This window comes from Paraburkholderia sp. BL27I4N3, assembly GCF_003386115.1.
Lineage (GTDB): Bacteria > Pseudomonadota > Gammaproteobacteria > Burkholderiales > Burkholderiaceae > Paraburkholderia.
Genome location: NZ_QREJ01000001.1, coordinates 3817995 through 3836892 on the forward strand (window position 1 = coordinate 3817995; position 18898 = coordinate 3836892).

16 protein-coding genes are annotated in these 18898 nt (G+C 63.0%); 3 read left to right on the forward strand and 13 right to left on the reverse strand.

The genetic code is table 11. From position 1 onward, the window contains the following. Positions 1–52 precede the first annotated feature (52 nt). The 13 genes from clsB to B0G71_RS17275 all read right to left on the reverse strand — a co-directional run bounded on the left by clsB (position 53) and on the right by B0G71_RS17275 (position 15093). The gene (clsB, locus tag B0G71_RS17215) at positions 53–1312 is read right to left on the reverse strand and encodes a cardiolipin synthase ClsB (protein ID WP_116142939.1); all 1260 of its coding nucleotides are present in this window, start codon (positions 1310–1312) and stop codon (positions 53–55) included. Beyond that, on the reverse strand, positions 1309–1824 hold the full coding sequence (gene nudB, locus B0G71_RS17220) for a dihydroneopterin triphosphate diphosphatase (protein WP_106282305.1): 516 nt from the start codon (positions 1822–1824) through the stop codon (positions 1309–1311). The genes clsB and nudB overlap by 4 nt, the downstream gene beginning before the upstream one ends. 181 nt (positions 1825–2005) lie before the next feature. Further along, positions 2006–3805 (reverse strand): aspartate--tRNA ligase, encoded by a 1800-nt coding sequence (aspS, locus tag B0G71_RS17225; protein WP_116142941.1) that lies wholly within the window; start codon positions 3803–3805, stop codon positions 2006–2008. A 63-nt stretch (positions 3806–3868) separates the two neighbouring features. Continuing rightward, positions 3869–4522, reverse strand: a complete 654-nt coding sequence (locus B0G71_RS17230; RefSeq protein ID WP_116148682.1) for a DUF502 domain-containing protein — start codon at positions 4520–4522, stop codon at positions 3869–3871. A gap of 75 nt (positions 4523–4597) precedes the next feature. Next, positions 4598–4975, reverse strand: a complete 378-nt coding sequence (locus tag B0G71_RS17235; RefSeq protein ID WP_116142943.1) for an FmdB family zinc ribbon protein — start codon at positions 4973–4975, stop codon at positions 4598–4600. A 189-nt stretch (positions 4976–5164) separates the two neighbouring features. After that, the gene (locus tag B0G71_RS17240) at positions 5165–5788 is read right to left on the reverse strand and encodes a methyltransferase domain-containing protein (protein ID WP_116142945.1); all 624 of its coding nucleotides are present in this window, start codon (positions 5786–5788) and stop codon (positions 5165–5167) included. Positions 5789–5812: 24 nt separating this feature from the next. Beyond that, on the reverse strand, positions 5813–7390 hold the full coding sequence (gene ubiB, locus B0G71_RS17245; protein WP_116142947.1) for a ubiquinone biosynthesis regulatory protein kinase UbiB: 1578 nt from the start codon (positions 7388–7390) through the stop codon (positions 5813–5815). 15 nt (positions 7391–7405) lie between these two features. Then, the gene (locus B0G71_RS17250; RefSeq protein WP_116142949.1) at positions 7406–8050 is read right to left on the reverse strand and encodes an SCP2 domain-containing protein; all 645 of its coding nucleotides are present in this window, start codon (positions 8048–8050) and stop codon (positions 7406–7408) included. 156 nt (positions 8051–8206) lie between these two features. Further along, positions 8207–9199 (reverse strand): Tim44 domain-containing protein, encoded by a 993-nt coding sequence (locus B0G71_RS17255; protein ID WP_116142951.1) that lies wholly within the window; start codon positions 9197–9199, stop codon positions 8207–8209. A gap of 37 nt (positions 9200–9236) precedes the next feature. Then, positions 9237–9968, reverse strand: a complete 732-nt coding sequence (ubiE, locus tag B0G71_RS17260) for a bifunctional demethylmenaquinone methyltransferase/2-methoxy-6-polyprenyl-1,4-benzoquinol methylase UbiE (protein WP_012431711.1) — start codon at positions 9966–9968, stop codon at positions 9237–9239. Between the two features lie 67 nt (positions 9969–10035). Continuing rightward, positions 10036–10449: a gamma-butyrobetaine hydroxylase-like domain-containing protein gene (locus tag B0G71_RS17265; RefSeq protein WP_106282019.1), complete on the reverse strand. Its 414-nt coding sequence runs from the start codon at positions 10447–10449 to the stop codon at positions 10036–10038. An 86-nt stretch (positions 10450–10535) separates the two neighbouring features. Further along, positions 10536–10964 (reverse strand): HIT family protein, encoded by a 429-nt coding sequence (locus B0G71_RS17270; RefSeq protein ID WP_116142953.1) that lies wholly within the window; start codon positions 10962–10964, stop codon positions 10536–10538. 34 nt (positions 10965–10998) lie between these two features. Continuing rightward, the gene (locus tag B0G71_RS17275; RefSeq protein ID WP_116142955.1) at positions 10999–15093 is read right to left on the reverse strand and encodes an FAD/FMN-binding oxidoreductase; all 4095 of its coding nucleotides are present in this window, start codon (positions 15091–15093) and stop codon (positions 10999–11001) included. Positions 15094–15555: 462 nt separating this feature from the next. Between B0G71_RS17275 and ilvA the strand changes: the two genes are divergently transcribed. From ilvA to queF, 3 genes are read left to right on the forward strand one after another with little or no spacing between them, the layout of a single operon-like run. Beyond that, positions 15556–17121, forward strand: a complete 1566-nt coding sequence (gene ilvA, locus B0G71_RS17285; protein WP_404935471.1) for a threonine ammonia-lyase, biosynthetic — start codon at positions 15556–15558, stop codon at positions 17119–17121. A 23-nt stretch (positions 17122–17144) separates the two neighbouring features. Next, positions 17145–18047 carry a 5'-nucleotidase gene (locus tag B0G71_RS17290; protein ID WP_116142959.1) on the forward strand — a complete coding sequence of 301 codons (903 nt, stop codon included), beginning with the start codon at positions 17145–17147 and terminating at the stop codon, positions 18045–18047. After that, positions 18044–18868 carry an NADPH-dependent 7-cyano-7-deazaguanine reductase QueF gene (gene queF / locus B0G71_RS17295; protein ID WP_116142961.1) on the forward strand — a complete coding sequence of 275 codons (825 nt, stop codon included), beginning with the start codon at positions 18044–18046 and terminating at the stop codon, positions 18866–18868. The genes B0G71_RS17290 and queF overlap by 4 nt, the downstream gene beginning before the upstream one ends. Positions 18869–18898: the final 30 nt, after the last annotated feature.

Here is an 18898-nt window from a genome sequence, read left to right on the forward strand (position 1 = left end):
GCACCTGGGCCGCTTCGTGCCGCCGCATTGGTCACGAACGCATCGCCGTGAGTCAGTCGTACCCGCCCACCGTCAGCAACTTCATCACGGCCCGATAGGTCGTGTAGGCGAGCCAGTTGAGCGCGCGTTCGCCGGCCGGCCGGGCGTCGTAGCGCGCTTCGTCGATACGGCGCGAGTCTTTGAAGGCGACGAGAATCGCCTCGCGCAGTGCGTCGATCGACGGGTCGTTCACCAGCACCACATTGGCTTCGTTGTTGAGCATCAGGCTCAGCGCGTCGAGGTTCGACGAGCCGACCGTCGCCCAGTTCGAATCCACCACCGCGACCTTACCGTGCAGCAGCGTTTTCTCGTACTCGGCGATCTGCACGCCGGCCCTGAGCAACGCGCGATACAGAAACGGCACCGCGTAATCGAGCGCCTTGAATTCCTTGCGCCCGATAATCAGCTTCACGACGACGCCGCGTCGCGCCGCAAACACCAGCGCGCGCCGCAGCTTGCGGCCCGGCATGAAATACGGATTGGCGAGCAGCACTTCGTTGCGCGCCTGGCCAATCGCGACCAGATACGCTTTCTCGATAGCACGCCGGTTGATCAGGTTGTCGCGCGCGACGAACGCCACGCAGGGCTGGCCGCCCGCCCACAATTCCTCGTTACGACGCCGGCGGCGACGGCGCAGACTGCCGAGCGAGGCCGCGGTCTTCGGCCCGAGATCCAGCTCCATCGACTCGATCGGCCGATGCCCGAGCCGAATCCGCCGCCACTGCACTTCGAACGCCTGGCGGATATCGGCGACCACCGGTCCATGCAATTCGACCGCGAAGTCCCAGCGCCGGTACGGCAGCTTCTCGCCATTGTTCTCGTAGTCGTCGACGATATTGATCCCGCCGCAGTACGCGAACTGATCGTCGATCACCGCCAGTTTGCGATGCGTGCGTGAAAAGCCGAAGCGGCCGAACAGATGCGGGTTGTAGATGCGATGCTCGATGCCGGCGACGGACCACTCGTCGAACAGCGGCAGACGCGCGGTGCCGATGCCGTCGGTAATCACGCGCACCCTCACGCCGCGCCCAGCGGCGCGCAACAGCGCCGCGCTCACCGCCTTCCCGGCGTTGTCATGGCAAAAGATATAAGTTTCGAGCACCACGTCGCTTTGCGCGGCATCGACACGCGCGATCAGGGCGCTGAAGAACTCGTCGCCGGAACGCAGCAGCTTGACGTCGTTGCCGCTGGTGAACCGATAACGTTGCCAATAGCGGCGGCCGAGCAGCGATTGCCGCAGTCGGGCGAAGCGGCGCGCGCCGCCGACGCTCACCGGCCACGCTCCGTGGGATGCCCAACGACAGCACGCCCACTGAGCCGCTCATGCAACCTTTTAGGCAACTGCAGGATCGCATCGGCATTCGACGACGAAAAACAGCGCGACGCCGCCTCGTCATACGGCAGCCACAGAAACGCGGTGTGCTCGCGCGGCGCGAGCGTGACCTCGAGTTGCTCGGGCACCTGCAAGCTGAACCAATGCTCGGTGTTATGGATCACGCCTTCGGCATAGCGATGGCGGAACTCCGGGTAGATCTCGTATTCGATCGAATATTGCCAGTCGAACAATGCGTTGTGCGGCACTTGCGCACCGCCCACCACAATGCCGGTCTCTTCGGCGACTTCGCGCGCCGCCGTCTCGGCGAGTGGCTCATCGAGCCGGTCTTTGGAGCCCGTGACCGACTGCCAGAACCCGGCGTGATCGGCACGTTCGATCAGCAGCACGTCGAGCGCGGGCGTATGGATGATGACGAGTACGGATTGCGGAATCTTCGGCGGTTTCGGCATGGCGTGAAAACTGGGCGCAATGCTTGCGCGGTACATGTCGGAGATCGGTCCAGGAAGCGGTCGAACGCAGTTGCATCGACTGTAACGCAAAAAACGAAAAAGGCGCATCACACATGGTGATCACGCCTTTTCCGGTTGCGCCTGCTGTCGTTTTCAGACAGCACTGACTGGACTCAAGCCATTACACCTTCGGTTCCGGCTGACGCAGACGGATGTGCAGTTCGCGCAACTGGCGCTCGTCCACTTCGCTCGGCGCCTGCGTGAGCAGACACTGCGCGCGTTGGGTCTTCGGGAACGCGATCACGTCGCGGATCGAGTCGGCGCCGGCCATCATCGTAACGATGCGGTCCAGACCGAATGCGATACCACCGTGCGGCGGCGCGCCGTATTGCAGCGCGTCGAGCAGGAAGCCGAACTTGGCTTGCGCTTCTTCCGCGTTGATCTTCAGCGCGCGGAACACCTTGCTCTGCACTTCTTCACGGTGGATACGCACCGAGCCGCCGCCGATTTCCCAGCCGTTCAGCACCATGTCGTAGGCCTTCGCGAGGCAGCGCGCCGGATCCGTTTCCAGATACTCGAGGTGCTCGTCTTTCGGGCTCGTGAACGGGTGATGCGCGGCGACGTAGCGGTTGTCTTCCTCGTCGTATTCGAACATCGGGAAGTCCACCACCCACAACGGCTTCCAACCGCTCTCGACGAGGCCATTGGCCTTGCCGAATTCCGAATGGCCGATCTTCAGACGCAGTGCGCCGAGGCTGTCGTTCACCACCTTCGCGCGGTCCGCCGCGAAGAAAATGATGTCGCCGTCTTGCGCGCCGGTGCGCTCGATGATCGCCTTGACCGCTTCGTCGTGCAGGTTCTTGACGATCGGGCTTTGCAGACCGTCACGGCCCTTCGCGACTTCGTTGACCTTGATCCATGCGAGGCCCTTCGCGCCGTAAATGCGCACGAATTCCGTGTAGCTGTCGATATCGCCACGCGAGAGTTCGCCGCCCTTCGGCACGCGAATCGCCGCGACACGGCCGTCTTTCGTGTTGGCCGGCGTGCTGAACACCTTGAAGTCGACATCGCGGACCGCATCGGTCAGGTCGGTGAATTCAAGCTTCACGCGTAGGTCCGGCTTGTCCGAACCAAAACGGCGCATGGCTTCCGAATACAGCATGACCGGGAATTTCGCGTCCAGCGTGACGCCGATCGTTTCCTTGAACACATGACGGATCATGTCTTCGAACAGATCGCGAATTTCCTGTTCCGACAGGAACGAGGTTTCGCAGTCGATCTGCGTGAATTCCGGCTGACGGTCGGCGCGCAGGTCTTCGTCGCGGAAGCACTTGACGATCTGGTAGTAGCGATCGAAGTTCGCCACCATCAGGAGCTGCTTGAACAGTTGCGGCGATTGCGGCAGCGCGAAGAACTGGCCCGGGTTCGTGCGCGACGGCACGAGGTAGTCGCGCGCGCCTTCCGGCGTGCTCTTGGTCAGCATCGGCGTTTCGATGTCGATAAAGCCGAGCGAGTCGAGGTACTTGCGCGCCTCGATCGCGACGCGGTAGCGCAGACGCAGGTTGTGCTGCATCTGCGGACGGCGCAGGTCCAGCACGCGATGCGTAAGACGCGTGGTTTCCGAGAGGTTGTCGTCGTCGAGCTGGAACGGCGGCGTGATCGACGGGTTCAGCACGATCAGCTCGTGGCACAGCACTTCGATCTTGCCGCTCTTGAGCGCAGCATTCGTGGTGCCTTCCGGACGGCCGCGAACCACGCCCTTGATCTGCAGGCAGAACTCGTTGCGCACGCCTTCGGCCGCCTTGAACATCTCCGCGCGGTCCGGGTCGCAGACGACCTGGACGAGGCCTTCGCGATCGCGCAGGTCGATGAAGATGACGCCGCCATGGTCGCGGCGGCGACTCACCCAGCCGCACAGCGAGACGGATTGGCCCAGCAGTTCTTCGGTCACCAGACCGCAGTATTGAGATCTCATCGACATGATGTTTGTCTTTCGTTTTGCATTGGTTGAACGGCGCGTGGCATGGAAACGCTACGCGCCGCGTTACAGCGGAGGCTCGACTGTCGTGCGGCGCACCGGCGCCGGGGGCGCGGACGGCGCCACGACGCCCATCGAGACGATGTACTTGAGCGCAGCGTCGACCGTCATGTCGAGCTCGATCACTTCGCTCTTGGGCACCATCAGGAAGAAGCCGGAGGTTGGATTCGGCGTAGTCGGCACATACACGCTGACGTGATCTTCTTTCAGGTGGTTGATGACGTCGCCGCCCGGAATGCCGGTCAGAAACGCAATCGTATAGGAGCCGCGGCGCGGGTACTCGATCAGGAGCGCCTTGCGAAACGCATTGCCGCTGCTCGACAGCAGGGTATCGGACACCTGCTTGACGCTGGTGTAGATCGGGCCGACCACCGGAATGTGTGCGACCACGACTTCCCACCACTTCACGAGCTTCTGCCCAATGAAGTTTTGCGTCAACAGTCCAACGACAAAGATGAAGGCGAGCGTGAGCACTGCACCGAGGCCGGGCAGGCGAAAGCCGAACAGGCGCTCCGGCTGCCACGCGCGCGGCAGCAGAAGCAGCGTCTGGTCCATCGTGCCGATGATCAGACCGAGCACCCACAGTGTGATGGCCAGAGGCACCAGCACCAGCAGGCCAGTCGCGAACACCGATTTGAGTGTCGTTTTTTTCGTCGTCATGTGTACCGCCAGAAAGCCGCGCGGGCCGAAGCCCAAGGCGCGGCGTGTGCGCCGCCCCGGAGGGCGGCAGTGCGACTAGGTGCTGCCGGAACCGCTCGAACTCGCCGAAGCGGCCGGTGCGGCAGCAGGCGCGGAGGGCGTCGCAGCCGTGTTGCCGGCCGGCGCCGCGTCGGTTTGCGTAGCGCCGTTACTGGCGCTCGCGTTCTCGCCGGAGGCGCCATTCGAGGCGCCGTTGCCGTCGGGCTTGGCCGGCGCGCTCGCGCCGCCATTGCCGCCGCGAAAATCGGTCACGTACCAGCCGGAGCCCTTCAACTGGAACCCGGCAGCGGTGACCTGCTTGCGAAATGTGTCTTTCCCGCACTCGGGACACTGCGTCAACTGCGGGTCGCTGATCTTCTGAAGCACGTCCTTCCCGAAGCCGCATGACTCGCAACGATAAGCGTAGATCGGCATGATCTTTTTCCCTACTGAAATCTGGTAAACGCTTGCAAAGCCTTGAATTATAGCCGCAAACGATATCTTCCCCCCGGATTTTGGGGACCAGCGCCTGACGCAGGCGCCGTTGCGTTAAATGGGGGCGGCGGTAGTCGAATCAAGTGCGGAGGGCGCCGCCGCCAGGCGCCAGGCGCCACAGCCGCGCGGTCAAACGCGGCGACGCCAGGTTAGCCAGCGCTCACGTCCCGCGAAGACGGCAATCGAGTCGTGCACGGCTTCGTCTTCGATCAGCTCGAAGTGCGGCGTGAGCAGCGCGTCGAGTTCCGCGCGCTCGATGCCGAACGGCGGCCCTTTCGGCGTCGCGCCGATAAAAAAGAACCCCGCGAGCAACCCGCCAGCGGGTAACAGCTCGGCCATTCTTCGTGCGTAGTCGATGCGGCGCGCGAGCGGCAGCGCGCAGAAAAACGCGCGCTCGTAAATCCAGGCGGGTGCGAAAGGCGGCTTGTACGTAAAGAAGTCCGCCTGCTCCACCAGATGCGCATGCTGTGCGCCAAGTTGCTCATGCGCCGCCGCAACCGCAGCCGGTGAAAAGTCGATCGCCCGGACCGGGTAGCCGTGCCCGGCCAGCCAGACCGCTTCGTACGCGCTGCCGCAACCTGGAATCAGCACAGCGGCGCCGGGATGGCGCGCGGCGAATGACTCAAACGCGGACGGCACGCCCGCCTGATCCCACGGCATGAAACCGCGCTCGAAACGCTCGTCCCAGAACTCGGGCGAGTTGGGATCGCGGCTCTCGAATTCAGGCGCGGAAGGTTGGGTCGGGTCGCTCATCAATTACCTCGCAGGGGATCGCAATCAACCGCCGTAAGCAAGCACCAGAAACACCCGCGTCAGCACCGCACCGACGCCGACCGCCACACCGAACAGCAGCAAGCCTTGCAACAGCCGGTTGGTGCGCTTCTGCTCGAGCAGAATCTGGCGAATCATGTCGTCGTTCGCGCCGCGCTTGTTGTCGTGGCGCTCGGCCAGCGCATGATGAATCAGGCGCGGCAACTGCGGCAGTGTCTTGCTCCACTGCGGCGCCTCGATCTTCAGACGCTCGTACCAGCCGCGCAGGCCGATCTGTTCGTTCATCCAGCGTTCGAGGTAAGGCTTGGCTGTCTTCCACAGATCCAGTTCGGGATCGAGCGAGCGACCGAGCCCTTCCACGTTCAGCATGGTCTTTTGCAGCAGCACCAGTTGCGGCTGGATTTCGACGTTGAAGCGGCGCGAGGTCGAGAACAGGCGCATCAGCACCTGGCCGAGCGAAATGTCCTTCAGCGCGCGATCGAAGTACGGCTCGCAGACCGCGCGGATCGCACTCTCGAGTTCTTCGACGCGGGTAGTCGGCGGCACCCAGCCCGACTCCAGATGCAGCGTGGCGACGCGATGGTAATCGCGCTTGAAGAATGCGAGGAAGTTCTGCGCGAGGTAGTTCTTATCGAAGTCCGACAGCGCGCCGATGATGCCGAAGTCGAGCGCGATATAGCGGCCGAAGTGCTTCGGATCAAGACTCACCTGAATGTTGCCTGGGTGCATGTCGGCGTGGAAAAAGCCGTCGCGAAACACCTGGGTGAAGAAGATTTCGACGCCTTCGCGCGCCAGCTTGGGAATGTCCACGCCGGCCGCGCGCAGCGTCTCCACCTGGCTGATCGGCACGCCGACCATGCGCTCCATGACCAGCACCGTGGGCGTGCAGAACTCCCAGTACATTTCCGGTACCAACAGCAGATCGAGCCCGGCAAAGTTGCGCCGCAACTGGCTGCCGTTGGCCGCCTCGCGCATCAGGTCGAGTTCGTCGTGCAGATATTTGTCGAATTCGGCGACCACCTCCCGCGGCTTCAGACGCTTGCCGTCGGCCCACAACCGCTCGGCCCACACGGCGATGTCGCGCAGCAGGGCGAGATCGGAATCGATCACGGGCAGCATGTTCGGGCGCAGTACCTTCACGGCCACCGCCTTGCCGGCGTGCTGCCCCGCCTTCACCGTGGCGAAGTGCACCTGCGCGATCGAGGCGCTCGCCACCGGCACCCGCTCGAAGTCGTCGAACAGCACGTCGACCGGCGCGCCGAGCGCATTTTCCACCAGCCTGATCGCCACCGCCGATTCGAACGGCGGCACCTGATCCTGAAGCTTGGCGAGTTCGTCGGCGATATCGACCGGCAGCAGATCGCGCCGCGTCGACAAAACCTGCCCGAACTTGACGAAGATCGGCCCCAGGCTTTCCAGCGCGAGCCGCAGACGCACGCCCGGCGGCGCGTCGAACTTGCGGCCGATCGTGGTGATACGCAGCAGCAAACGCACGCGCCGGTCGTTGACGCGGCTGAGCATCATCTCATCGAGACCGAAGCGGATGACCGTAAAGAAAATCTTGAGGAAACGCAGAAAACGCATAGTTGTGCCCGGTGACTAGCGCGTGCCGCGCGACGTGGCGGCGCCGCCCGGCGCATGGGCGCCGCGGGCTTCGACCTTCTGTTCAAGACGCTCGAGGCGTTTTTCCACGCGCGCCAATGCGTCGCGCGCGCGGGCCAGTTCGACGTTGAAGTCTTCCAGCGCGGTACGGCGCACCAGTTGCGGATTCTCGTCGAGCAGATATTCGGCGGCGGTGTCGAGCAGGTTGCGCCCGGTGCGCTGCACGCGTTCGCCGACCGTGCGCACCACCGAGGCCACACGCCACGCCGGACCGTCGCCGATGAACCTGGCCAGATCTTCTTCCGGCTCCCAGCGCAGATGTTCGGCGAGCTTGGCGATCACGGTGGCGAATTCGGCGTCGCCTTCGATCTTCACATGCTTCATCACCGCCGCCTGGCCGCCTTGTACAAAGGCGGGCAGCGCGTCGGACGACACCGAAATGGTCACGTCGAACTGCTGCGCCTCCGTGGCCGCGACCGCGCTCAGATAGCCGTCCGGTTGCACCAGCAGCATCAGCACGACCGGCGGACAGGACAGTCTCGCGGTCTTGCCCGCGTAGGGGGCGAGGCGCTCACGAGCCCACGATTCGCGGGCGAGCAGATGATTGACAGCAGCAGCGAAGGGCTTGGCGGCGAGGGTCATTGAAAGTGGCAAGAAAAAACCCGCGCGAGCGAGGTGCCCGCGCGGGTTCCTATTGTAACGTCCGTTCGCTTCGCGGCCTGCTATGCCGAACGGCCAACGTACGGTGCGAATCCAGAAGGCGTTGCTGCGTCACGCGGCCCCTGTCGCACCGCCGCTTCAGTGCTGCGCGACCTGCTGGATGCCGGCCAGCAGCCAGCCTTCGCCGGGGCGATTCGCCTTCGACAGGTTCCAGACTTCGACGAACGGCTCCGCCGCCGCGCCCGGTGCCTCGCGAATCAGGCCCGAGAAGCGCACGCTGGCGAAGTATTCGTTCGCGCGCTCTTCCACACCCAGCAGTTCGGCATTCAGTTGAACGACGTCAGTCTGATTCCTCCCGGCGCCACGCGAAGACAGATCGACCTTCACCTCGGCGAACATTTCCGGCGTGGTGAATTCGCGGATGTCGTCCATGTTGCCGGCGTCCCATGCGGCTTGCAGGCGCACGAAGTAGACCTTGGCGTTGCGCAGGAAGGCTTCCGAGTCGAAGCCGGCCGGCACCACAGGCGCGGCGTTGATGGTCGGCGTGGTGAGCGGATTGCCTTGCGGTTCGAGGTACGGGCCGGACGGCGGCGCGCTATAACGCGGTTCCTGCGAATAGCCCGTGCCGCCCGAATTCAGCGACGGCGAATTGCCCGCGTAAGCCGGTTGCGCGGAGTCACGCTTGCGGCCCATGAAGCGGCGGATCAGCCAGATACCGATCATGGCGATGATCGCAATCACGATGATGTTGGCCATGGCGCCGGCGAACGCACCGCCCAGGCCGAAGTGCGACAGCAACGCGGCGATGCCGAGACCGGCCGCCAGACCGGCGATCGGCCCGAGCCAGCGCGACCGGTTAGGCTGCGCGGCCGGAGTTGGCGCGGGCGCCGGAGCGGGCTGCGCACGCTGCTGCATGGCCTGATTGCTTTGGGAAGGTTGCGACGGCGCGGACTGCTGCGTCACGCTATTCGACTGACGGCCGATGCTGCGGCCACCGCCCATGCGGCGAGCTTCCGCATCGAGCGAAGCGAGGGAGCCGGCCATGATCAGACCGACCATCGCGATCAGTCCGATTCTTCTCACCAGCGACCGCTTAACCTTACGGGGAGATAACATACCTGAATCGGACATTTCGTACTTTCCTTTAAAAATCGATGGGTTAGGAACCCTAGTATTTGGTCCCCACATGTAAAGCTACCACGCCAGCTGACAAATTGTAATATTTGACGCCGTCGAGACCCGCTTGTTCCATCATTGTTTTCAAAGTTTCCTGGTCCGGATGCATCCGGATCGATTCGGCGAGGTATTGATAGCTCTCGGCATCTTTCGCAAAGCGTTCGCCCAACCACGGCAACACCTTAAAAGAATAGACGTCGTAGACCTTCTTGAGCGGATCCCACACCTTCGAAAATTCCAGCACCAGCAGACGCCCCGCCGGTTTTAGCACGCGCCGCATTTCCGCCAGCGCCACGTCCTTGTGAGTCATGTTGCGCAAGCCGAATGCCACCGTCACTACGTCGAAGTAGTTGTCCGGAAAGGGGATTTTCTCAGCGTCGCAAAGCAGCGCCGGCGTGATCACGCCCTTATCCAGCAGACGGTCGCGGCCCACGCGCAGCATCGATTCATTGATGTCGGTGTGCCAGACTTCACCGGTGTCGCCCGCCTGCTTCGCGAACGCCTTCGACAGATCGCCGGTGCCGCCCGCAATGTCGAGCACCTTGTAGCCCGGCCGCACGTTGGCCTGGGCGATCGTGAACATCTTCCACGCGCGGTGCAACCCGCCCGACATCAGGTCGTTCATCAGGTCGTAGTTGGCGGCAACCGAGTGGAACACGCCCGCCACCTTCTGCGCCTTGTCCTGTTCGTCGACCGATTGAAAGCCGAAGTGGGTTTTGCTCATCGCGCTCGTCCTTTCGCGTATTCTGAAATGTTGCGCCGCATCAGCGCGGCGTTCGGGGCGAATCGTATCAGTGACAGTGGCCGTGCGCAGCGCCGGCCTGAACCATCGGCGTATCGCGGTCAACGCCGGCCGCCTGAAGTTTGGCGAGATAGTCGCGCCAGAGTTCATCCTGGCGCACGGCCATGTCGTATAGCAGGTCCCACGAATAGATGCCGGTGGCGTGTCCATCCGAGAAAGTCGGCTGCAGCGCGTAGTTGCCGACGCCTTCGATCATGGTGATCGTCACTTCGCGCTTGCCGGTCTGCAACGTTTCCTGGCCGGGCCCATGGCCCATCACTTCCGCCGATGGCGAATACACGCGCAGCAGCTCGAACGGCAAGCGATAAGATTCGCCGTTTGCGTACTGCAATTCGAGCACACGCGATTTGGAATGCACGACCACGCCGGTCGGCACTGGCGTATCGGGAGTTAGTCCACTCATGTTGACCTCATAGAGAACGGCGCCTCAATGCCTCTTGCCCTTCGCGGGGCCCGGCGCGAACGCGACAGGTTCGGGAGCGCTCGAACTCAAGCCAGCGCCTGTTCGATTTCCTGCCGCACCGCTTCGCGCAGCAAGGTGGCTTGCGCGCGGCGCGACGACAGCATGGCTTCGGACACCGTGCGCTGGCGCGGCGCCCAGATGGGCAGCGGAAAATGAGCGTCGTTCGAAAAACGCGGAATCACATGCCAGTGCACGTGCGGCACCTGGTTGCCAAGGCTCGCCAGGTTCACCTTGACCGGCTGCAGGATGCGCCGGATCGCGCGCTCGACCGCATACACGGCCTTCATCACGCGATCGCGGTCGTCTCCGTCGAGGTCGGAAAACTCGGCCACATGCCCGTTCCAGATGACCCGGCAAAAGCCCGGGTAATCGTGTTCATCGGCGAGAACGACACGCAAGGTGTCGTCGTGCCACAGCACATCGCCGCCATCTTCACGGCAAAAAACGCATTCCATCGTCGGCCTCAGGCAAAAATCGTCAGTCGTGCCATTAAACCAGCACGCGCTCGATTCCGCCATTGTTCGCACGCTGCACGTAGTCGACCATCCAGTCTTCACCGAGCACGTGACGTGCCATCTCGACGACGATATAGTCCGCCTCGATGCCCGCGTCTTCGTTGTAGCGCGACAGACCTTGCAGGCAGGACGGGCAGCTCGTGAGGATCTTCACGTCAGTGGCGCCCTTCGGCTGCGGGCCGTCGCCAGCCTTGAGCACGGAGCCGTCCGGCGCGCCCGCCGAGCCCGCCGAGGCATTGGCCGGATTGATCCCGTTCGCGCCGGCTTCGGCCACCAAAGGAATGCCGCGCAGCTTCGCCGCACCCTTGCGGATCTCCTCTTCCTTGCGGAAGCGGACCTGTGTCGAAATGTCAGGACGCGTGACCGCGAGCGTGCCGGATTCACCACAGCAGCGGTCGTTCTTCTCGATCTTGTAGCCGTCCTTCTCCGAGCCCATCAACTGATTGACGAGCTTGACGGGGTCCATCGTCTTGATCGGTGTGTGGCACGGGTCGTGGTACATGTAGCGCACGCCGTTCACACCGTCGAGCTTCATGCCTTTCTCCAGCAGAAACTCGTGGATGTCGATGATCCGGCAGCCCGGGAAGATCTTCTCGAATTCGTAGCCGGCAAGCTGGTCGTAGCATGTGCCGCACGACACCACCACGGTCTTGATATCGAGGTAGTTGAGCGTATTGGCGACGCGGTGGAACAGCACGCGGTTATCCGTGACGATCTGCTCGGCCTTGTCGTACTGGCCCGAACCGCGTTGCGGATAGCCGCAGCACAGGTAGCCCGGCGGCAGCACGGTTTGCACGCCCGCTTCCCACAGCATGGCTTGCGTGGCGAGACCGACCTGCGAGAACAGCCGCTCGGAACCGCAGCCCGGGAAGTAGAACACCGCTTCCGTGTCGGCGGTGGTCGTCTTCGGATTGCGGATGATCGGGACGATCTTGTTGTCCTCGATATCGAGCAACGCACGCGCGGTCTTCTTCGGCAGATTGCCCGGCATCTTCTTGTTCATGAAGTGGATCACCTGCTGCGTGACCGGCGGCTTGCCGACGGTTGCCGGCGGGTGCGCCGTCTGCTTCTTCGCGAACTTCTTCAGCACGTCGTTGCCGAGGCGCTGCGCCTTGTAGCCGATGCCCATCATCGCGGTGCGCGCGAGATTGATGGTCTGCGGGTTGGTCGCGTTGAGGAAGAACATGCCGGCCGCGTTGCCCGGATTGAACTTCTTCTTGCCCATCTTGCGCAACAGGTTGCGCATGTTCATGGTCACGTCGCCGAAGTCGATCTTCACCGGGCACGGCGTCACGCACTTGTGACACACGGTGCAGTGATCCGCGACGTCGTTGAACTCGTCCCAGTGCTTGATCGACACGCCGCGGCGGGTCTGTTCCTCGTACAGGAACGCCTCGACCAGCAGCGAGGTGGCGAGAATCTTGTTGCGCGGGCTGTACAACAGGTTCGCGCGCGGCACGTGGGTCGCGCACACCGGCTTGCACTTGCCGCAGCGCAAGCAGTCCTTGATCGACTCGGAAATCGCGCCGATGTCGGACTGCTGCATGATCAGCGATTCATAACCCATCAGGCCGAAGCTCGGCGTGTAGGCATTGCGCAGGTCGGCGCCTTCGAGCAGCTTGCCCGCGTTGAAGCGGCCATGCGGATCGACGCGCTGCTTGTACTGGCGGAATTCGCTGATCTCGTCTTCGGTCAGGAATTCGAGCTTGGTGATGCCGATGCCGTGCTCGCCCGAAATCACGCCGTCGAGCGAACGCGCCAGCTTCATGATGCGTGCGACCGCCGTGTGGGCGTCCTGCAGCATCTCGTAGTTGTCGGAGTTGACCGGCAGATTCGTGTGCACGTTGCCGTCGCCGGCGTGCATGTGCAGCGCGACGAACACGCGGCCACGCAGCACCTGCTTGTGGATCGCCTGGGCTTCGTCGAGGATCGGCTTGAACTCGCCGCCGTTGAAAATCTGGCGCAGTTCGGCGCGGATTTCCTGCTTCCACGACACGCGGATCGTGCGGTCCTGCGTGACGTGAAATACGTTGGCGTCGGGCTGTGCGTCCACGCGATCGGCGAATTTTTCCGCCATCGCTTCGTAGCCGAGACCGACCAGATAGTGCTGCGCTTCACGCAAGGACAGATCGAGCTTGTCGCGCAGGAATTCCCAGCGCGTGCGCACACGCTTGAGCAGATCGAGCGCTTGCTGCACGCGGTCTTCGAGCAGTTCGGCGCTCGGAATCTCGTTGGCGTCGTCGCTCTTGCCGAGCGGCAGCTTGCCGGCCTTGAAGAACGCTTCGAGCGCGTCGACCAGCTGCAGCTTGTTCTTGATCGACAGCTCGATGTTGATACGCTCGATGCCGTCCGTGTACTCGCCCATGCGGTCGAGCGGAATCACCACGTCTTCGTTGATCTTGAAGGCGTTGGTGTGCTTCGCGATCGCCGCCGTGCGGCTGCGGTCGAGCCAGAAACGCTTGCGTGCCTCGGCATTGACCGCGACGAAGCCTTCGCCGCTCTTGCCGTTGGCCATGCGCACCACTTCCGACGTGGCCTGCGCGACCGCGTCCGCGTCATCGCCGACGATGTCGCCGATCAGCACCATCTTCGGAAACGCGTTGCGCTTGCTCTTGGTCGCATAGCCGACCGCGCGCAGATAGCGCTCGTCCAGATGCTCGAGACCGGCGAGAATCGCGCCGCCCTGCTTCGAGGTCTCGAACAGGTAATCCTTGATTTCGACGATGCTCGGAATCGCGTCGCGCGCCTGGCCGAAGAATTCGAGGCAGACGGTGCGCGTATGCGCCGGCATCTTGTGCAGCACCCAGCGCGCGGACGTGATCAGCCCGTCGCAGCCTTCTTTCTGCACGCCCGGCAGACCGGCAAGGAATTTGTCCGTGACGTCCTTGCCGAGACCTTCCTTGCGGAACACGCGACCCTTGATGTCGAGCGCTTCGGTGCGCATGAGCTTTTCGCCCGGCGCGTAGTTGCCGTCGAACCATTTGAGCTCGAAACGCGCGACTTCGATGTCGTGAATCTTGCCCATGTTGTGGTCGAGGCGCGTGACTTCGAGCCAGTTCCCTTCCGGGTCGACCATGCGCCACCAGGCCAGATTGTCGAGCGCCGTGCCCCACAACACCGCCTTCTTGCCGCCCGCGTTCATCGCGACGTTGCCGCCCACACAGGACGCATCCAGCGAGGTCGGATCGACGGCGAACACGAAACCGGCCTGCTCGGCCGCTTCGGTCACGCGACGTGTGACCACGCCCGCGCCCGAGAAAATCGTCGCGACTTTACGGTCGACGCCCGGCAGTTCGGTCATTTCAACCGCGCCGAGCTGTTCGAGCTTTTCAGTGTTGATGACGGCCGAGAACGGCGTGAGCGGCACCGCGCCGCCTGTGTAGCCCGTGCCGCCTCCGCGCGGAATCACGGTCAGCCCGAGCTCGAAACACGCCTTGATCATGCCGGCGATTTCGGCTTCAGTATCCGGCGTCAGCACGACGAACGGGTATTCCACACGCCAGTCGGTCGCGTCGGTCACGTGCGAGACGCGCGACAGGCCGTCGAACTTGATGTTGTCCTTTTCCGTGACCTTGCCCAGCACCTTGGTCGCGCGCTTGCGCAGATCGTAGGTCTTCTGGAATTCGCTGGCGAATTCGTCGACGGCGCGGCGCGCGGCCTGGACCAGCGTTTCCACGCGAGCAGCGCGGTCCACGCCCGCTTCGTCGCCGTGCTCGGTCAGATCGGCGCGACGGCGCTTCTCGATCTCGCTCAAACGGTGGTGCAAGGCCTCGATCAGCATCGCCCGGCGCTTTGGATTGTCGAGCAGGTCGTCTTGCAGGTAAGGATTGCGGCGCACCACCCAGATGTCGCCCAGCACTTCGTACAGCATCCGTGCCGAGCGGCCGGTGCGGCGTTCCGCGCGCAATTCAGCCAGCACGGCCCAAGCTTCGTCGCCGAGCAGGCGGATGACAATTTCGCGATCGGAAAACGACGTGTAGTTGTAGGGAATTTCGCGCAAACGCGCTTCTGGATCGGCAGCCACCGTAGCGGCGGCTCCGTGCGGATCGAAAACTTGAGGTGCGTTCATGTTTGGACGACTCGGTAGGTCAACCGGGCGCGCTCGTCGATGAGGCGTCGGCTGACGGCGCGCGTGGCGCGCAATGCTGGAAATCTTCTAGGGGAGCGAAGCTCGACCGACGGCCAAACCCACACCGGTCGCTTCGCGGCGCTCAGATATAGCTACACGATCGTGCGTGGCGGACGTGACGCTCTGCCGCGGGACAACACGCACGCGGGGCGGGCATCAAGTGGGCGATCCGAGGCTGCCAGTGCATCTTCCGATCCTTATTCCAAAATGGAATTCTACCGCATGATTCCGCCACGCGTTGACGGCCGAAGTCGGAGCAGCGGCGGGGATTTGGGCACTTTCGCGGCGAATCGTAAGGAGGCGCCTTTATGCCGGAATGACCAACCGAACGGTCGGGCGGCGCTGTGCGGCCCTGCTTCAGTGCATATGCCGACAGCCTGAGCCTACACCGTTGGCGCTATCATTGACCCTTTCCCGTCTCACCAAGCGCTCCGCGCCACCCGCATGGCTTCCCACGACTACCTGAAAAAAACCCTGACCGCGCGCGTGTACGACGTGGCCCGCGAGACCGAACTCGAACGCGCGCCGAATCTGTCGGCGCGTCTGCGCAATCCGGTCTATCTGAAGCGCGAGGACAACCAGCCGGTGTTCTCGTTCAAGGTGCGCGGCGCGTACAACAAGATGGCGCATATTCCTTCTGAAGCGTTGGAGCGCGGGGTGATTACGGCGTCGGCGGGCAATCATGCACAGGGCGTGGCGTTGTCGGCGGCGCGCATGGGCGTGAAGGCGATCATCGTGGTGCCGGTCACCACGCCGCAGGTCAAGGTCGATGCAGTGCGCGCACACGGTGGCCCGACCGTCGAAGTGGTGCAGTTCGGCGAGTCGTATAGCGACGCGTATGAGCACGCGGTTAAGCTGCAGGAAGAACGCGGCCTGACCTTCGTGCATCCGTTCGACGATCCGTATGTGATCGCCGGGCAAGGCACCGTCGCGATGGAGATTCTCAGCCAGCACCAGGGGCCGATTCACGCGATCTTCGTGCCGATCGGCGGCGGTGGACTGGCGGCAGGCGTCGCCGCGTACGTCAAATCCGTGCGCCCCGAGATCAAGGTGATCGGCGTGCAAACCGATGATTCGTGCGCGATGGCCGCGTCTCTGAAGGCCGGTGAGCGTGTCACGCTGAACGAAGTCGGTCTGTTCTCGGACGGCACGGCGGTAAAACTGGTCGGCGAAGAAACCTTCCGCGTGTGCAGCGAATATCTCGACGACGTGCTGCTCGTGAATACCGACGCGCTGTGCGCCGCGATCAAGGACGTCTTCCAGGATACCCGCAGCGTGCTCGAACCCGCTGGCTCGCTGGCCGTGGCCGGCGCGAAGCAGTATGCGGAGCGCGAAGGCATCGAGAACCAGACGCTGATCGCAATCACGTCGGGGGCGAACATGAACTTCGACCGCATGCGCTTCGTGGCCGAACGCGCCGAAGTCGGTGAAGCGCGTGAAGCAGTGTTCGCCGTGACGATCCCCGAAGAGCGCGGCAGTTTCCGCCGCTTCTGCGAACTGGTCGGCACACGCAGCGTCACCGAATTCAACTACCGTATTGCGGATGCGAACTCCGCCCATATCTTCGTGGGCGTGCAGATCAGGAATCGCAGCGAGTCGGCGCAGATCGCGGGCGCGTTCGAAGCGCACGGCTTCGCCACTGTCGATCTGACGTTCGACGAACTCTCCAAGCAGCACATCCGCTACATGGTCGGCGGGCGCTCGCCCTTGGCACACGACGAACGTCTGTTCCGCTTCGAGTTTCCCGAACGGCCAGGCGCGCTGATGAAATTCCTTTCGTCGATGGCGCCGAACTGGAACATCAGCCTGTTCCACTATCGCAACCAGGGCGCCGACTACAGCTCGATTCTGGTCGGCATCCAGGTGCCGGACAGCGAGAACGAGGCGTTCAACAGGTTTCTCGCCACGCTCGGCTATCCGAACTGGGAAGAGACGCAGAATCCGGTGTATCGATTGTTCCTCGCCTGATTACTTAGGACCGCAATCCGCAGATGGCTCTTTCGCTCGTCGACAAACTGGTGGTGGCAATCTCGTCGCGCGCGCTGTTCGACTTCGAGGAAGAGAACCGCGTGTACGAGGAAGGCGACCTGCAGACCTATGAAGCGTTGCAGCGCGACCGCCTGACCGTGCCCGCCAAACCGGGCGTGGCGTTTCCGTTGATCCGCAAGCTGCTGGCCTTGAACGCGGGCGGCCATCGCGTCGAAGTGGTGATCCTCTCGCGCAGCGATCCGATCAGCGGACTGCGCGCGTTCCATTCGTGCCGGGAACATGGGCTCGCCATCGAGCGCGGGGTCTTCACGCGCGGACGCGCGCCGTTCGGCTACCTGAAGCCGCTGAACGCGTCGCTGTTTCTGTCCGCGAACCAGCAGGACGTGCGCGACGCGCTTGCCGCCGGATTTCCCGCCGCGCGCGTGTTGCCCGAATCGGCGAAAATGGCGAGCAAGTATCCGGACGAAATCCGTATCGCCTTCGACGGCGACGCCGTGCTGTTTTCCGACGAAGCCGAGCGCGTGTTCCAGAAGGACGGCCTGCGCGCCTTTGTCGGCCACGAGATTGACAACAAGGATCTGCCGCTCGCGGACGGTCCGTTGAAGCCGTTGCTCGAAGCGCTGCACCGGCTGCAAAAACTCGCGGACGAAGCCGCACCGATGCATATTCGTACGGCATTGGTCACGGCGCGTTCGGCGCCCGCGCATGAGCGCGCGATCCGCACCTTGATGGCGTGGAACATCGAAATCGACGAAGCGATGTTCCTCGGCGGCCTCGACAAGAGCGCATTTCTGCGCGAGTTCGAGCCGGACTTTTTCTTCGACGACCAAATTGGCCACTGCGAATCGGCCCGCGTCGTGACGGCGACGGGGCACGTGTTGAGTGGCATTGTGAACGCATCATGACACCCGAACAATCACCGCTGGGTAAGGCCTCCACTTACACCGAACAATACGACGCGTCGCTGCTGTTTCCGATCGCGCGAAAAAATGCGCGCGAGGCGATCGGCATCGGCGCGCAGTTGCCGTTTTTCGGCACGGACATCTGGAATGCGTACGAGTTGTCGTGGCTGAATGCGCGCGGCAAGCCGCAGATTGCAGTGGCAACGTTTTTCGTGCCGGCGGATTCGCCGAATATCGTCGAATCGAAGTCGTTCAAGCTGTATCTCGGCTCGTTCGCGCAGACCGCATTCGAGTCGATGGATGCGGTGCGCGACACGATCAAGCGCGATGTGTCCGCATCGTGCGGCGCGACGGTTTCGGTTCATCTGGCTGCGCCGTATGAGTTCGGCAAATTGCAGATGGAAGAATTCGAGGGTTTGTCGCTGGATCGGCTGGATCTGGATACCGACATTTATCAGCCGGATGCGTCGTTGTTGAAAGCGGCGCTGGATGAAGCGCCGGTCGAAGAAACAGTGTTCTCCAACTTGCTGAAATCGAATTGCCCGGTGACGGGGCAGCCCGATTGGGGCAGTGTGCAGATTCATTACGTGGGTCCGCAGATCGATCACGCGGGCCTGCTGCGCTACATCATCTCGTACCGGAATCACACTGGGTTTCACGAGCAGTGCGTCGAGAAGATCTTTCTCGATGTGCTGAAGGCTTGCAAGCCGGTGAAGCTCGCGGTGTATGCGCGTTATACGCGGCGCGGCGGGTTGGATATCAATCCGTTCCGCACGAACTACAATTTGCCGATGCCGGACAATATGCGTCTGGCGCGGCAGTAGTTAGTAGAACGTTCGCCGCAAATCTGCGGC

Excerpts from the sequence above, each read along its gene's own strand:
- B0G71_RS17230 (WP_116148682.1), bottom strand. The coding sequence starts at position 4,522 with ATGACGACGAAAAAAACGACACTCAAATCGGTGTTCGCGACTGGCCTG.
- B0G71_RS17240 (WP_116142945.1), bottom strand. The coding sequence starts at position 5,788 with ATGAGCGACCCGACCCAACCTTCCGCGCCTGAATTCGAGAGCCGCGAT.
- aspS (WP_116142941.1), bottom strand. The coding sequence starts at position 3,805 with ATGTCGATGAGATCTCAATACTGCGGTCTGGTGACCGAAGAACTGCTG.
- B0G71_RS17250 (WP_116142949.1), bottom strand. The coding sequence starts at position 8,050 with ATGACCCTCGCCGCCAAGCCCTTCGCTGCTGCTGTCAATCATCTGCTC.
- B0G71_RS17290 (WP_116142959.1), top strand. The coding sequence starts at position 17,145 with ATGGCTCTTTCGCTCGTCGACAAACTGGTGGTGGCAATCTCGTCGCGC.
- ubiB (WP_116142947.1), bottom strand. The coding sequence starts at position 7,390 with ATGCGTTTTCTGCGTTTCCTCAAGATTTTCTTTACGGTCATCCGCTTC.
- B0G71_RS17255 (WP_116142951.1), bottom strand. The coding sequence starts at position 9,199 with ATGTCCGATTCAGGTATGTTATCTCCCCGTAAGGTTAAGCGGTCGCTG.
- B0G71_RS17265 (WP_106282019.1), bottom strand. The coding sequence starts at position 10,449 with ATGAGTGGACTAACTCCCGATACGCCAGTGCCGACCGGCGTGGTCGTG.
- B0G71_RS17270 (WP_116142953.1), bottom strand. The coding sequence starts at position 10,964 with ATGGAATGCGTTTTTTGCCGTGAAGATGGCGGCGATGTGCTGTGGCAC.
- B0G71_RS17275 (WP_116142955.1), bottom strand. The coding sequence starts at position 15,093 with ATGAACGCACCTCAAGTTTTCGATCCGCACGGAGCCGCCGCTACGGTG.
- ubiE (WP_012431711.1), bottom strand. The coding sequence starts at position 9,968 with ATGAGCAAAACCCACTTCGGCTTTCAATCGGTCGACGAACAGGACAAG.
- queF (WP_116142961.1), top strand. The coding sequence starts at position 18,044 with ATGACACCCGAACAATCACCGCTGGGTAAGGCCTCCACTTACACCGAA.
- nudB (WP_106282305.1), bottom strand. The coding sequence starts at position 1,824 with ATGCCGAAACCGCCGAAGATTCCGCAATCCGTACTCGTCATCATCCAT.
- B0G71_RS17235 (WP_116142943.1), bottom strand. The coding sequence starts at position 4,975 with ATGCCGATCTACGCTTATCGTTGCGAGTCATGCGGCTTCGGGAAGGAC.